At 47.8% G+C, this 16,808-nt stretch carries 7 protein-coding genes; all 7 read left to right on the top strand.

From position 1 onward, the window contains the following. Nucleotides 1–319 precede the first annotated feature (319 nt). Nucleotides 320–4,252 (top strand): hybrid sensor histidine kinase/response regulator transcription factor, encoded by a 3,933-nt coding sequence (locus BQ7997_RS11250; protein ID WP_097677775.1) that lies wholly within the window; start codon nucleotides 320–322, stop codon nucleotides 4,250–4,252. A gap of 466 nt (nucleotides 4,253–4,718) precedes the next feature. Beyond that, a complete protein-coding gene (locus BQ7997_RS11245) occupies nucleotides 4,719–5,873 on the top strand; it encodes a glycoside hydrolase family 43 protein (RefSeq protein WP_083589216.1) in 1,155 nt (384 codons plus the stop codon). Nucleotides 5,874–5,961: 88 nt separating this feature from the next. Beyond that, on the top strand, nucleotides 5,962–6,753 hold the full coding sequence (locus BQ7997_RS11240) for an endonuclease/exonuclease/phosphatase family protein (RefSeq protein WP_231589995.1): 792 nt from the start codon (nucleotides 5,962–5,964) through the stop codon (nucleotides 6,751–6,753). 69 nt (nucleotides 6,754–6,822) lie between these two features. Then, nucleotides 6,823–8,529 carry a hypothetical protein gene (locus tag BQ7997_RS11235; protein WP_044653202.1) on the top strand — a complete coding sequence of 569 codons (1,707 nt, stop codon included), beginning with the start codon at nucleotides 6,823–6,825 and terminating at the stop codon, nucleotides 8,527–8,529. A 13-nt stretch (nucleotides 8,530–8,542) separates the two neighbouring features. Next, nucleotides 8,543–11,797: a SusC/RagA family TonB-linked outer membrane protein gene (locus tag BQ7997_RS11230; RefSeq protein WP_083589220.1), complete on the top strand. Its 3,255-nt coding sequence runs from the start codon at nucleotides 8,543–8,545 to the stop codon at nucleotides 11,795–11,797. Between the two features lie 13 nt (nucleotides 11,798–11,810). Beyond that, nucleotides 11,811–13,769: a RagB/SusD family nutrient uptake outer membrane protein gene (locus BQ7997_RS11225; protein WP_044653201.1), complete on the top strand. Its 1,959-nt coding sequence runs from the start codon at nucleotides 11,811–11,813 to the stop codon at nucleotides 13,767–13,769. 32 nt (nucleotides 13,770–13,801) lie between these two features. After that, nucleotides 13,802–16,804, top strand: a complete 3,003-nt coding sequence (locus BQ7997_RS11220) for a SusC/RagA family TonB-linked outer membrane protein (protein WP_073346565.1) — start codon at nucleotides 13,802–13,804, stop codon at nucleotides 16,802–16,804. The last annotated feature ends 4 nt before the right edge of the window (nucleotides 16,805–16,808 follow it).

Here is a 16,808-nt window from a genome sequence, read left to right as displayed (position 1 = left end):
GGCTGATTTATTTTAAGCCTTGTGCAAACTCTTGATTTTCATCAATAATGAATCTGATAATATTTCTGTCCATAACTGTCTCTATTTTATATGTAGCGTACAAATATACTTATTTTATTTGGCAGATGAAACAATATGATACATATTTTTTCCCGAATGACATGCCATTATCTCAAAGAAATGATTACTTTTGTTGTGAACCTTAGAATTCTACTTTTACTATGTACTGAAAAGGTTATTATTATGTACTAAAAAAGTTATTATAAGGGTTATTGAAAAAGTTATTATAAAGATTATTATAATTATATTTTCTGATTGCATGTATCGTTATATACTATATTTGATTATCGTCCTATGCCTGCCATCTAATTTATTTGCAGAAACTTCTTTCAAAAGAATATTCGAGAACTTCTATTTAGGCTCAAACAGTTCGGTCTGTTCTTTGCATGAAGATAAGCAGGGATATATCTGGGCCGGAACCAGTAATGGATTGTGCCGTTTTAACGGACTGGAATTTGAAAGGTATCAGGCAGACTCTATGCAGTGCTATGTGCAGGATATCCAATCGGAGCCTGACGGGCTTTGGGTGGCATCCGACAGAGGAATGAAATTTTTCTCTTATAGTGACGGACGATTTTATTCATGTAGTTTGACCTCAGAGGGAAACTCAGAGGGAAACTTAGAGGGAAACTTAGAGGAAAACAAGGAGAACATGTCGACATCCATATGCAAATTGGTCAGAGATGAAGACAGATTGTTGGCATTAGACTGGCGTGGAAGAATCTGCAAGCATATGGGACAGCGGGAATTTGCAGTCTGTTTTGACGGTATAGATACTTTCTATGGCTTTGCTTCCTATAAGCCGGGGCTGCTCATCGCTTCAGGAGCGAACGGGCTTTGGCTTTTATCTACCGAGAGCGGTAGGGTGGTCAGCCATTTGGCTTATCATTCCATTGTGATGTCCTATCGCACGACCGTTTATTATGATAAACACAATGATGTGGGATACGTAGGCTATGGTATCGGTTTCAAGAGCATTGCTTTCCGGATAGTCGGCAATGAAATCCGGCGGGTGGAATCGGAAGGGTGCGTGCCGGACAATCTGATGGCTGTGATAGAATATAAAGGAAAAACGATATTTGCCGTTGACGGTGAGGGGTTGTTGTTGAAGGAAGGCGGGCGGATGGAGAAAATCTCTCCGGACAACAGTAACTTGTCCAGCGACGCGATTTATTCCTTGTTTGTCGACTCAGAGGATAACCTATGGATGGGGTCTTATCGCCACGGAGTCAGTCTGTATTCGGAACATCTCGGCAATTTTAAGACGATGACACGCAGAAACAGCAGGCTTACTTACGATATTGTGACAGCGGTGGTGGCGGACGAAGAAAAGCTTTATTTAGGACTGGACGGCGGCGGAATGGAGATATACGACCGTAGCACAGGAACGTCGCGCACCTATACCACTGCCAACAGTGCTATCCCCGGCAACAATGTCCTTTCCCTCATCAAAGACGGAGACGACCTGTGGATGGGCATCTATACGAAAGGGCTTGTGAAATATTCCATCAGCAAGAATCAATTCGTTACTTATTCCATGACCATGGCGGATGAGAATGCGAACGGTGTGGAGAACAATGTGTGGACGATTGCCGACGATGGGCGCGGACATATCTGGATTGGCGGATTCAGCGTCTATGTGTTGGACAAGAAGAGCGGCAAGCTCAAGTGCATACAAGGACTGGACGGGGTGCAGTGTTCTGCCATCGTTTGCCGCGGGCATTATCTTTGGATTTCGTCTACCCGGAAGGGGATTTTCAAGATAGACACACGCACCTGCCGCATCACCAGACACTACGATATGCAGTCGAAAGATATCCGTCTTCCTTCCGACCGCCTGAAACATCTGTTCATGGACACGGACGGGAAGATTTGGTTCTCTACAGTTGCGTCCGGCTTCTATTCATTGGACGAACGTGACGGGACGTTCAAGCTCCATACTGCCAACGAGGGACTGACCGATTCCAATGTCACCTCTATCGAAGAAGATAATGACGGCAATCTTTGGTTGGCTACCTCGAGCGGCTTGTTCCGGATGAACAAGCAGACAGAACGTTTCGTGCGCTTTGATGTGAAAGAGATAGAACAGGCTTCGTATACCTATAACTCCAGTACGTTTGACGGCGAAGAGATGTTTTTCGGCAATGTGAGCGGGCTTGTCTATTTCAATCCGGCGCAGATAAACTACCATCAGCGGTATGACGCGGTAAATTTCACCTCTTTGCGACTGTTGAATGACGAGAAAGAAGAGTTCACGTTGTTGGGAGAGGAATGCAAGGAGTTGACGTTGCACTATGACCAAAATTTCTTCACCATTGCCTATAGTGTGCCCGAATACCTGTTTCCGGGCAGGGTACGTTTCTCCGGTTGGTTGAAAAACTTAGAGAGTGGCTGGCGGGATTTGGAAAGCAGCCGGGAGGTGACCTATACCAATGTGCCGCCCGGTGAATATGAGTTTCATGTTCGTTGCATCAACGACAACGGGTTGTGGGGAAAGTCTTCGGTATTTAAGCTGATCATTACTCCGCCTTGGTGGAGAACCTCGTGGGCTGTCTGCCTGTGGATATTGCTGGCACTGGGCACAGCGGCAGGTAGCATTTGGCTCTACCTGCATGAACAGAAGATAAAGTATCGTCTGCAAATCAATGAAATAGAGAAGAGCACGATGAAGAAACTGAACGAAGAGAAGTTGGATTTCTATACTTACATCACTCACGAATTGCGCACACCGGTGTTCCTTATCGCTGCCCAACTGGAAGAGCTGATAGAGACACGTCGTTCGCCGGTGCAGGTACCTTTGTCTTATCTGCTCTCCATGCATCACAGTTCGTTGAAGCTGAACAAGTTGATCAGCCGTGTGATAGACTTGCGCAAAATGGATTCCGGAAAGTTACAACTAAACATGCAGCGTAAGGATGTAGTCGGTTTCTGCAATGAACTGACGGACGACTATCGCAGGCTGTGTCGGCAGAAAGAGATAACTTACACATTCTGCTGTGTGGAGACGGAGATTATGCTCGACTTTGATGCCGAGAAACTCGAAATCATTCTCACCAACCTGATATCCAATGCATTCAAGTATACGAAGGAGGGAGGAACGGTGACCCTCACGGTGAGGAACCGTCCGGATGCCGTTTGCTTTGCGGTAGAAGATAACGGTATAGGCATCGCGGAAGAGATGCGCGATACGATTTTCGAAAACTTCTTCCGCACGGAGCGGGGCAAGAAGCAGGGAGAAGGCGATGGGATGGGGCTGTCGTTTGTCAAGACGTTGGTCGAGCTTCATGGGGGAGAAATCCGTGTGGAAAGTGAACTGAACCAAGGCTCTGCATTTCTTTTCACTATCCCCCGTAAGGAGCAGCAGAGCGAAGACTGTCCGGCACGCACCGAGTCGCTGCTGGTAGACGATGTGCAGCCGTCGGAGCCAAAGCCCGTTTCTAACCCTACCGCCACTCATTCCATCCTGCTGATAGATGACGAACGCGAAACGGTGAATATCCTTGAACGTTATCTCTCGTCCGATTTTAAGATATACAAAGCGTATGACGGAGAAGAAGGGTTGGAGATTGCCGGCAGGGAACTTCCGGACATTGTTGTCTGCGACCTGATGATGCCGCGCATGAATGGGCAGGAGTTTCTGGAGCGGATGAAGAACGACAAGAAGTTGGCGCACATCAAAGTCATCATATTCACGGCAAAAAACTCGGAAGAGGATATGCTGAAGGCTTTCGACAGCGGGGCGGACGTATACCTGTCCAAGCCGATTTCCTTAAAACTCTTGCGCAAACGTATTGAGCGGTTAGTGGTGCAGTCGGAGAATGCCGCCATTATCAGCACCATTGCTACCGAGCAGAAGACGTATACGAAAGAGGAGCAGATATTTCTGTTGCGCTGTCGGGAAATCATAGATGATAATCTGTGCAATGAAGAGTTTGATGTAGACTTGATGGCTGCCAAGTTGGCGATGAGCCATTCTACGCTGTATAAGAAAATCAGACAAATGACAGGCAATTCCTTGATTGAGTTTATCAATGATTATAAGATATATAAAGCCGTTCAACTTTTCCGGCAGGGAGCATCGAATGTGGAGGAAGTCAGCAAGCAATGCGGCTTCCGGGATGTGAAGAGTTTCCGCAATGCTTTCAAGAAGAATATGAATCAGACTCCGAAGGCTTTTATACAAAGTCTGTAGGATTGCTTGACCGTATCGGTTCCCATTGCTTGGCACGGCAGTTCCCATTGTTTGGCACGGCGGTGTCCATTGCTTGGCACAGTGGTGTCCATTACTTGGCACGGCAGGAACCGTCTGCAATACCTTAATGTGAATTCGATATAAGTTCGTCCGCATGGTTTCCCCTCCTTCGGGAAGGAGGGGTGTCCGAAGGACGGGGTGGTAGGTAAATATAGTAGTCTGTTATTCAGTACTATATAGATTTACGATTTCACCTACCACCTCCCCCTACGGGGACTCCTCCTTCCAGAAGGAGGAGAAGCGGATAGACAAGCTTATATCGAACTGACGTTACCTTATCAATCAATTAAGGGAACTTTTCCGTAAAACCCTGTGAATACGGATTCCGTCCCTTTAGATACGAAAAACTTCCCCTTTTTATCGCACTGTTTGTCTTACTTTTGGGCATAATTTTAAAAAATGGCCCATGTATACGAACAAACAGAAACTTTATCATTTGTTTCTCTTTGCCGTTCTGTTCTCCGCTTGCGCGGTGAATGTGGCAAAGGAGGAGAAAACATTTTATCCCCAACGGGTATGGAACGACACGGAAGGCAATCCGATTAACGCACATGGCGGAGGCGTGCTCTTTCATGACGGAGTGTATTATTGGTTTGGCGAACACAAAGCCGACACCACCTGTTCGGCAATGGTAGGAGTCACCTGCTACGCATCGAAAAATCTGACCGAATGGGAGAACAAAGGCGTCGCTCTTGCCGTTGATGCCGACGACTCGGAGAGCGACATTGCCAAAGGATGTATCTTGGAACGTCCCAAAGTTGTATATAATAAGAAGACAGGTAAGTTTGTCATGTGGTTTCATCTCGAACTGAAGGATAAAGGATATGAATCTGCGCGCTACGGAGTGGCAGTCAGCGATGTGGTGACAGGACCGTATCGCTTCCTGCGTTCCGGACGGGCCAATCCCGGTAAGTTTTCATTGGGTGTCACAGCCGCCGATATAGCCGCGCTCGATACGTTGGTAGAAGAGCGTCTGGCTTATCGGACGGCAGAGTGGCAGGAAGCCGTGCGACAGGGACTTTACATGAAGCGCGACTTTGAAGGCGGACAGATGGCACGCGACCAGACTGTTTTTGTGGATGATGACGGAAAAGCTTACCACATCTTCTCTTCTGAAGAAAACCTCACCCTGCACATCGCAGAACTGACCGACGATTATTTGTATCATACAGGGCGTTACGCCCGCATGGCTCCCGGCGGAGAAAACGAAGCCCCGGCCATTTTCAAGAAAGACGGTACCTACTGGATGATCACATCCGGCTGCACGGGATGGGCGCCCAACGAAGCCCGTATGTTCTCGGCATCCCATATCATGGGACCTTGGAAACAGCACCCCAATCCCTGTGTAGGCACGGATGCTGCCATTACCTTTGGCGGACAGAGCACCTATATTATAAAGGTGGAAAACCGGGAAGACACATACATCTTTATGGGCGACATCTGGCGCCCGGAGCATCCAGCCGACAGCCGTTACCTCTGGCTTCCTATCCGGTTTCAAGACGGGCGCCCGGTGCTGGAGTGGATGGATAGCTGGTCATTAGATTATTTTCGAGTAAAGTAATGCGTAATTTTATATCCTATTGAATATGAGATGTGTTTCGTTATTTTTGATAGTGTTTATTCCTTTTATTTCTGCTGTAGCCTCTGGTGTGAATAAAAAATCAGAAGATGTTATTCGTCTGGCGACTTATAATATCCGTACAATGTGTGATGAGGGGGATAAATCCTGGGAGGTACGTTTAGATGCCTTGGTCGATGTTGTGAGAAGAAATCGTTTTGACTTATTTGCAACACAGGAAGGACGTACATCGCAACTGAAGGATATGGCTGTTCTTGATGAATATGCTTACGTAGGTCGTGATCGTGACGGAGATAATGAAGGCGAGCATAGTGCCATCTTTTACAAGAAAGAACGTTTTGAAATGTTGGAAACAGGTGACTTTTGGTATTCGGAAACCCCGGATGTCCCTTCATATGGCTGGGGAGCACATTATCGCAGGATATGTACATGGGGATATTTTAAGGATAAAAGAAACGGAAAAACTTTCTATGTCTTTAATTCACATACCGACCATGAAGTAGAGGAAGCCAGAAGACAGTCGTCTTATATGCTGTTGGAGAGAGTCAGGAAAATCGCCAACGGAAAACCTGTATTCTGTACAGGCGACTTCAATGCGACTTCCGATGATGAACCTATACAGATACTATTGAAAGACGGCCTGTTGGCCGACTCCTACAAGTGCAGCAGGAAGTCTCCCCAAGGTCCGGTCGGTAGTTTCCATGGATACGATTTGGCTGGAGAGATTACTCAACGCATTGATTTTATATTTGTGACTTCCGCGATAGAGGTGCTTTCTTATCGCACTGTCGATGACGATGTGAAATATGGGAAATACTCTTCGGATCATTTTCCCGTAGTAATCGAAGCACGGTTCCGGTAGACGTGGGGACCGGCTTTCATAGAATGAACGATAGAAAAATATAATTTTTTATTAAAATCTTTATTAGTTATGAGAAAAATCTTGTTTAACCTTACATGGCTGTGGCTTCTTGGTTGGGGGTATTCGTCCTGCTCGGACGGTGACTACAACATGGAAGTGCACGACAAGGGTGAAAATCCGTTCCGCTCGTTGACTATCACGTCGCAGGGGGAATCGGTGCCTGCCCAAGTGGTTGATGAAAAACACGTTAGTGTCCGGTTCAATGAGGCGGAAAAGTTTGATCAGGCCTCAATGACTGTGGAGTTGATGGATGGATATACGTTGATATATCCGGAAAATCCGGCACATATAAATTTAGAAGAGACGCCTGTGCTGAATATCAAGGCACCCGACAACCGGATTAAAAAGTATTGGGTGAACGTCACTTCCAATGCATTGCCTGTGCTCGATGCGGGAAAAATCTTTGTGGAAGGGTTGGAAGAAAGCCCCGTGAGCGCTTCGCTCTCTAATCTGAATATCCTGTTCGACCGGGCACGCATGAATCAGAAAGCCATCACCTTACGCTTCGAAGAGGGTGCGTTGATAGAAGGTGCCACTCCGCCCGAGAATCTGACGTTCGACTTTACCGAATCCCTTACTTATCGCCTGGATATCATGGCAGGTGGAAAGGCGCGTCCCTATACAGTGGCGCTCGACCTCTCGTCCGTCATGAAGAAAACACCGGCGGAACTGGGCTTCTCGGATATGACGGCACAGTTTGTAGACAAGGCGCAGTATCCGTACGTCACCGTGCTGAAGACGTCACAGGTGCGCGATATCCCCGTGGCAGGAGATTATAAGTGGAACGACCATGACAACTGGCCGTGGGAACACCATTTTTACGACTCTAACTTTTTCGATGCCGTGGGCGACTGGAAGGAGGATCGTGCGAAAACCAACGTCTACGGTGATTTTGCTATCGTGACGATAGACGTGAAGAATGCCCGTGCACGACTTGTCACAGACCCCTCTGCCGAAAATAACAAAATGCAGCCCGGACAGCAAAATGCGCTGATTGTGGCAGGCGGACGCAATGTCTATGCGGTAGGCAGGGCATGGGCGATTGGCGGCAATCCGGCACATCTCTATTATGAGAACGGTACTTTGCAGGATGCTTTGAGCAATTGGGAGGACGCCTCGTGGAATCCCTCTTTCCGTGCCGGACTGGGTGTGGACAAGAATGGAAGAATCTCATTCAGTAATTGCTATTTTGACGGCTCGTTCTCGAAGGGGGCAAGCGGGCGGATGATGCAGCTTCCTTTCTTCACGGACGACAGTCACTCCCTTGCCGGAGCTACGGAATGGGAGGTGGAACAGGCTGTGTGGGGATATGCGCTGTGGCCTGTCAGAGACGGACATGCGCTGAATAAATACGAACTGTGGAACAACGACGGCTGTGGCGTGCACAGTTCTTCCTATGGCCGCAACTGGCAGGGAGTCTGCAACGACCACGTGTTCTTCGGGCTGACGTATGACAATAAAATAGGTATTGCTGTCTGCAACCGTCCGCGCGGCAACACATCAGCCTATCCCGCCACGTGGGACAGCAATCCTACAGGAGAAGGATACAGCGTCATGCAGGCTGCATGGCTCTTGCAGCAATTGGGCTGGAAGGAGGTATTTAACGTTGCCAACAGTCAGGTGCAGGCCTATTCCATATTGGTGAACGGGCAGTCTGTGATTGGCATGCCCGATTGGGAAACGAGATATTGTCTCCTCATTGATGGACAGAATTAATAAAATTACTACTATGAATCGAAAAAAATATATGCTGACGGCTGCCTGTATGTGCATGCTGTGCATGAATACGACAACGCTTGCAGGAAGTAGCGCTGACGGTGCTTCTCCGGTGGTGGCGATGGCATCTGCCGATGCGGAACAGAAAGTTGTGTATAAAGGAAGGGTAGTGGATGCGCTGACTTCGGAGCCGGTGATTGGTGCGTCTGTTGTGGTGAAAGGTATGACGGCATTGGGTACGGTGACGGATGTGGACGGACATTTCACTTTGTCGGTTCCTACAGAGGTGAATCCCGTCATTCTGATCGTCTCCTACATCGGATATGAATCTGCGGAGACAAGAGTAACCCGACGGGATGGTATCGAAATCCGCCTGACTGAAAAATACAATGAGTTGAACGAGGTGGAAGTAGTGGCATACGGAACACAGAAGAAAGTGTCCGTCACCGGTGCCATTTCTTCCCTGCGTGGAGAAGAGTTGCTGAAATCTCCGAGCGGGAGTTTGGGTAATGCTTTGGCAGGTGCTGTCAGTGGTATTTCTACGGTGCAGCTTTCCGGCCAGCCGGGTGCCGAAGACCCGAATATCTACGTGCGTGGCACAGGTTCTTTGTCCGAGGAGACTTCCAAACCGTTGATTTTAGTGGACGGTGTAGAGCGCTCTTTCTTTCAGATGGACCCGAACGAAGTGGAAAGCATCACTGTATTGAAAGATGCTGCTTCGACAGCCGTGTTCGGTGTGCGCGGTGCCAACGGTGTTATCTTGGTGACCACCCGCCGCGGAACAACGGGCAAACCGAAAATCTCCTGGTCATCTTCCTTCGGATTGACGCAGGCGTTGAGAAACCTGAATACGGCAGATAGCTACGAACATGCTTCCATTTACACGGAAGCGCAACGTTCGGACAATCCGAACATGCAGGACGACCAATTGGCTTTCTCTCCCTACGTCACTGAGATGTTCCGCACCAATGCCGACCCGATTATCTTCCCGAATACGGACTGGAGCGATTATCTTTTTAATAACCTTTCCTGGCAGACGCAGCACAACGTCACCATCTCCGGAGGTTTAGACCGCTTTAAATACTTCGTATCCTTGGGATACCTGCATCAGGACGGTATGGTAAAACAGTTCGACCTGAATTACGACCCCAACTATATGTACAGCCGCTATAACTATCGTGCCAATGTCGATGTGAATGTGTCGAAAACCACTACATTGAAACTGAACTTGGGCGGACGGGTAGGCAGCAGAAGAAGTCCCCGGCAGGACAATCTGTGGCAGAAGATTATGTGGTCTACTCCTTATTCGAGTCCGGGATTCGTGAACGGTATGCGTATCACCAAGCCGAACGATAAGTACATCTCTATCGGCTCCGGCTCCAGCGGACTGGATTTCTATTATAACTATGGTTATGATAAGAAGACGGACAACGACCTGAATATTGACCTCAGTCTCGACCAAGAACTTGGCTTTATCACCAAAGGGCTTCGCATGAATATCAAAGGAGCATACAACACGAACTACAGTGTCACCGTCTCTCGTGCCCCGACAAGTGGAAATCCTGCTGTCACTCCTTTGTATATGGCTTATTTCACTCAGCCGGGCATGGACATCTCTAATCCGATGTTCGACAATACGATTGTCTATCAGATGGAAGGCTCTTTCGGCCTGAACGAACCGCTTTCTTACAACACTTCGACCGGTCGCGGACGCAACTGGTATCTCGAAGGAAGTTTGAACTATGCACGCACGTTCGGCAATCACGAAGTGTCCGCCCTCTTCCTCTACAATCAGTCGAAAACCTACTATCCATGGCAGAATACGGAGATTCCTACGGCTTACGTAGGATATGTGGGACGTCTCACCTATAACTACAAACAGCGCTATCTGCTCGACTTGAATGCCGGATACAACGGTTCCGAGAATTTTGCACCGGGACAACGCTACGGCTTTTTCCCGGCAGCTTCCATCGGTTGGATTCTCTCGGAAGAACCTTTCATGAAGCAACTCAAGTGGCTTGATTTCCTGAAGGTTCGCGCTTCCTACGGTTTGGTGGGAAATGATAAATACAGTGGTGTCCGCTTCTTATACCTCAACGATTCATGGTCGGCATATAACGAAGCATGGTCATCGTTGGGTACCTGGCAGTTTGGCAACCAGACAAGCCCTTCCATACTGGTGGGTGCTGTGGCCGAAAGAATCGGTAATAAGAACGTATCGTGGGAGAAAGTGAAGAAGCAAAACTACGGTATCGACATCCGTATGTTTAATCAGCAACTCAGCATTACGGCAGACTTGTTCTTTGAGCGTCGTTATGATATCCTTTCTACGCGCAACACATTGCCGAACATAACTGATGTGCAGTTGCCTCTCATCAATTTGGGCAAAGTGAACAACAAGGGATACGAAGTCACTGTGGGATGGAACTCGAAAGCCGGCAAAGTAGACTATTGGTTGCAGGCGAATCTTTCTTATTCCAAGAACAAAATCATTTACATGGACGAAGTGGTGCCCAACTATCCTTGGATGGCACAGACCGGACGCAGCACCGGACTGAATAGAGGATACTTGTTCGACCGCTTCCTGGCCGACAGTGATTTTGACGAAAACGGAAGTCTGAAGAAGGATGAGAACGGCAAGCAACTGACACCCGTGATGGCTTTAGGTAATCCCCGGCCGGGAGATGCCTTGTTCAAAGACCTGAACGGCGACAATGTGATAGACGGCAACGACATCACTTATTTCGGTTACGGCGAACGGCCGGAATATGTAATGGGATTCGTGTACGGCGCAAGGTGGAAGAACTTTGAACTCTCCATGCAATGGACGGGAGCATGGAATGCTTCACGTATATTGGGTAAGGAATACCGTACACCGTTCGGCGAATCCAACAGCGGTGCGATATTGAAATACTTGGCCGACAACCGCTGGACTCCGGAAAATCAGGATGCCCGTTTTCCGCGAATCACCTTTATGAACAAGACGCATTATCTTACGAATTCGGATTTGTGGATGATGGACGGTAGCTACTTGCGCCTGAAGACAGCGGAACTTTCCTATACTTTCCGCAACAATCCCTTTTTGAGCAAATGCGGAGTCAGCTCGCTGAAATTCTTTGTGAACGGTTACAACCTGCTGACCCTCTTCTCCGACCTGGCGGATATTGATATCGACCCGGAAGGCATTGCGGGATACAAGAACGGACAGTTCACCAATGATTATCCGAATGTCCGTATTTATAATATGGGCTTTAATATTCAGTTCTAATATACAGTGAAATATGAGAAAAAACAATTATAAAATCTATTTGCTTCTGTTGCTTTCGTGCGCCTTTGCGGGGTGTAGCGATTTGCGGTTTGGAGATTCTTTCTTGGACAAAGCACCGGGCGTGGACGTGACGGTAGATACTATCTTTTCTTCCAAAGTGTATGCCGACAGGGCACTGAACTCTGCTTACTCCACTTTGCGTTGTGGCTTGAGTGTGTACAATCCCTCTTGGTATGGCGAGTATTTTTGCGATTATCCGGATGCCGGCAATCGCTTGGGGTCCGACAATCTGGATGCATTGACTGATTTGATAGAATCTTATTGCACATGGGGGGGCGTCTATAATATGTATTACGCCGGACAATACAACTCAGAGGTCGAAAACAACAACGCCAATACCAAATTCGGCTTCAATCCTTCCCAGGATTTGGCTTACAGGGGGATTCGCAAAGCATTCCTTTATATAGAGAATGTAGACAGGGTGCCCGATATGTCGGAAGCAGACAAGATAGTACGCAAAGGAGAGGCATATATGATTATCGCTTGTCATTATCACGAACTGATGCGTCATTTCGGCGGAGTTCCTCTCTTGAAAAGTTCGGTAAACGTAGAGAGCGATGCCGGTGCGGACTATTCGCGGCAGCCGGTGAAGGCAGTGGCGGAATATATTCTCGAACTCTGTAAGGAGGCTGCCGGTATGCTTCCGTGGAGCGTATCGCCGGCAGACGACGGCCGCTTTACAAAAGCTGCTGCCATGGGACTCAAATGCCGTGTGTTGCAGTATCTTGCCAGTCCGTTGTTCAATGCTAACGAACCTTATATGGCGATGGGTACGCCGCAGGGAGGAAACATCGAAAAACTGAATGCGGAAAACATCCCTTACATGGTATGGCTCGGCAATTATGACAAGAAGCGCTGGCAGGACGTGGCGGATGCATGTCAGGCATTCTTTAATGAGAACAGATTGAACGGTGATACTTATAAATTGGTAGAAAATTCCGGCAATCCCCGTACGGCTTTCAGCCGTTGCTATTCGGACAGGCACAATGGAGAGATTATTATTGCTACCGGTCGTCATACGGCCACTTATCGTCCGTTCTATCATACCGTATTTTTCGGTCCTACCGACGAACCGGGACAGAGCCGGGGATGGGGAGCCGGATGCAACACGCTGAACTTTGTAGATTTGTTTCCGTATGCCAATGGTGAACCGGCTTTATATCGCGAATGGATTAGAACGAACGGGCACGAAGGAACGTTGAATGACAACCCGTTTGTGGACCGTGACCCTCGCCTGTATGAATCGGTGATGATTGCCGGTGATAGATTCCAGGGACGTTTGGCGGAGATGTGGGTAGGCGGTCGTGAGCGTGCGCAGGCCACAAGTGTGCGTGCCATAACGGGTTTCTGTTCCCGCAAGTTCATTTGGGATTACAATTCCACCACGCTGTTTGATGTACCATCCAACTATGCTTACCTGCGTTTAGCGGAAATTTATCTGATTTATGCGGAAGCGCTCAATGAACTGGGACAGAAAGTCGAAGCCTATGAATGGCTGAACAAAACACGCAATCGTGCCGGACTTCCCGATATGAGTGATGGTCTGCTCGGCAGGCTGCAAGCGGATAAGATTTTGCCCGATTATCCGGAAGCCCCCTCGGACGGTGACCCCAAACTGCGCGAAGAGATTCTGGACGAACGTGCACGCGAGTTGTATTTTGAAGAGACGCGCTGGTTCGACATGGTGAGGTGGAAACGTGCCGATATTTTCCAAAAGGCATTGTATGGCATCACTATCGAACTGAAAGAAGGTTCTTCCAGCACCAACCCCGAAGGGCTGCTGTTCTCGGAGCCTACGGAACTGAATCCTCGTTATTGGAAAAAGAACTGGAGCCCCAAGTGGTATCTCAGCGCTTTCCCGAGCAATGAAATCAATAAGGGATACGGACTGATTCAGAATCCCGGTTGGTAAATAACTAATAGCTTATAAAAAAGATAATGACAATGAAAAGGATATATTTTATAATCATGCTGTCCATCGGCATTTCCTGTCTGGCAAATGCGCAGCAGCTGGATGTAACTTTGCGGGTGACCGACGGTCAGAATCGCCCGTTGCAGGAAGTCGTGATGGAGGTGGAAGGCGATCAGGCATATTATGTGACCGATGCCGACGGTATCATCCGCTTTTCTGTAGAGAAAGGCGTGAAGGCCACATTGGCGAAAGATTTTATGTTCTCGCGTCAGATAACGATTGATAAGCCGAACATGGCTGTACGCTTGGATGCCCATCATCAGGTATTCGATTTGGGATTTAATGAAAGTGTGACGAAGGAACTGAGCGCTTCTGCCATCAACGGAGTGACGGCGGGAGAGATTGAGGCTTCCGGGCAGTCGCAGATTTTAGGTGCCCTGTATGGCTTGATTCCCGGACTGACGGTGTCGCAGCCGGGAGAAACTTCTCCTTGGCCATCGTGGAGTGTGCCGGGGGTAAATGTCCGCGGAAGAGGTTCCTTTAGCGGCAATAATGTGATTGTGCTGGTAGACGGTATCCAACGAGATGCCTCTACGATTCATGTAGATGAAGTGAAAAGCGTCAGTGTACTGAAAGATGCTGCGGCGTTGGCATTGTATGGTGTTCGGGGGGCTGACGGTGTCATCTGTATATCCACCAAGCGAGGTGGTGAACATAAATTCCGGATGAATGGCGGGTATAGTATGGGGTTGCAAACTCCTTTCCGTATTCCTGAAATGGCTGATCCGGTAGCGTATGCAGGTGCATTGAATGAGGCGTTGGCAAATGACGGTCTGTCTCCTTATTATTCACAACGTGATATTCTGTCGCTGGCAGACGGGACAAATACGGTGATTCCTACCGTAGACTGGCAGAAAGAGTTGTTGAGAAACGTTGCCTTCAATCACGATGTGAATCTATCTTTCGATGGAAGCAGCCGGAATATGCGTTATTACGTATATACCAATTATACCAGCAATCGGGGATTCTTCGACAATACGAAGCTGAATGACGACTATTCTACGCAACTTGAATATTATGCATTGAAATTGCGTACGAATCTTGAAGCGGATCTTACTCCGAAGACCAAACTGATGCTGAACCTGATGGGGCGTATTCAGCAGTTGCAACAGCCTGGCGGTGGAATAGACCTGACGGATATGTATACCACGCCGACAGTCGGTATTCCCGTGCGTGCGGAAGACGGAAAATGGGTGCGTACTAAAGTGTTCAATAACCCGTTGGCCAACAAAATGGCTACCGGAAGTAATGTTCTTTTCTCCCGTCTGTTGTCCGGCGACCTGACTTTGCGCCAGGATTTGTCTATGTGGCTTGACGGGCTGAAAGCGGAAGTGCGTGTGGCTTACGACAACCATGCCGAAATCAACGATGTAAAGAGTAAAACCTACTCTTACTACGAAGTCTACCCGCAATACGATGCCGCGAAGAATATCACCGGATACTCCCGCACGGCTTATGGAACGGATTCTCCATTGAAGTTCAATAACGGTACATTAAACTGGCAGTATATGCAAATGGCTTTGTGGGCAAAACTTGATTATGCCCGCCGGATAGGCAAGCATGCTTTCTCAGTGGCAGGAATATTCAACCGCAATTACCTCAGTTATACGGGTGCCAACCAGACTTTCGTACACCATGATTATATACTGAACGCTACCTATAATTATGCCGACCGTTACTTGTTGAATGGTGTACTTTCCTGTTCGGCAAGCAGCAAATTGCCTTCCGGAAATAAATTCAGACTTTATCCTGCTCTTTCCGCTGCATGGATTATATCCAATGAGGCGTTTATGAAAAACTTCAAAAACCTCGATTTCCTGAAGTTGCGTGCTTCATACGGTATTGTCGGAATGGACGCTAATCTTGCGTATGATATGGATAAGCAGTTCAACGGCAGCACCAGCAGTTGGTTTGTCTATACAGGCATCAATGCCGCTCAGGGTATGGGTGAAGGCAGACTTCCTTCCGTCCATATCCAGCCTGAGAAAGAGTATAAGGCAAATGTGGGTATAGAACTGGGTTTGCTGAAAGGGTTGACATTCGAATGGGATGTGTTCTACAACAAACGTACTAATATCCGTACGAATGGAAGCGGGACTATTTCTTCCGTAGTCGGCATCGGTGTGCCCGATGTGTTTACGGGTGAGGTGAAAAACTATGGAACGGAATTCTCATTAGGTTGGAATCAGCGTATCGGCAATTTCGGTTACTACGTGCGCGGTAACTTCTCTTATGCGAAGAATGAGATAACCAACATGGAGGAGGCTTATCAGCCTTATGCTTATATGTATCAGACAGGCAACGCTATCGGACGTTATTACGGACTGGTAGCGGAGGGTTTCTACCAGCAGTCGGATTTCAAGACAGACGGAACCTTGAGCGACGGGCTTCCCGTAAACTCTTTCATCAAGAACCCGCAACCGGGCGATGTGAAGTATAAAGACCTCAATAAGGATGGCAAGATAGATAACTATGATTATACTTACCAGTTGGGGTCTGAATTGCCGGAAATCAATTACGGCTTTCAGATTGGTGCGGATTATCGCAACTTAGGATTCAATGCCTACTTCCAAGGGGTAGCGAATAAGACGGTGGCTACCGCTTTGTCAAGTGTTTACGTACCATTGGCAGGAGGAAACAAGAATATCTCCAAACACTATTTGGAAAATTATTGGTCGGCAGAGCGTCCTTCCGGTAAATATCCCCGTCTGACAACGTTGGACAATGCCAACAATTACCTCAACAGCCAGATATGGACGGAGAAAGGTGATTTCCTTAAATTGAGGGAACTGGAAGTTTATTATCGGATGCGTGACTTGAACTTTGGAAAAATGAAACTGTCGGAGTGTAAGTTCTTCTTGCGTGGCACTAATCTTTTCTCTATAGACAATATAAAGATATTTGATCCGGAGTATATTAGTATGGGATATCCTTCCGCACGTACGTATGAGATAGGAATGAATGTCTTTTTTTAACAGG

This window comes from Bacteroides congonensis (assembly GCF_900130125.1).
Lineage (GTDB): Bacteria > Bacteroidota > Bacteroidia > Bacteroidales > Bacteroidaceae > Bacteroides > Bacteroides congonensis.
The sequence above is the reverse complement of the archived record's forward strand: the minus strand, read 5'-3'. Positions and strand labels throughout refer to the sequence as shown.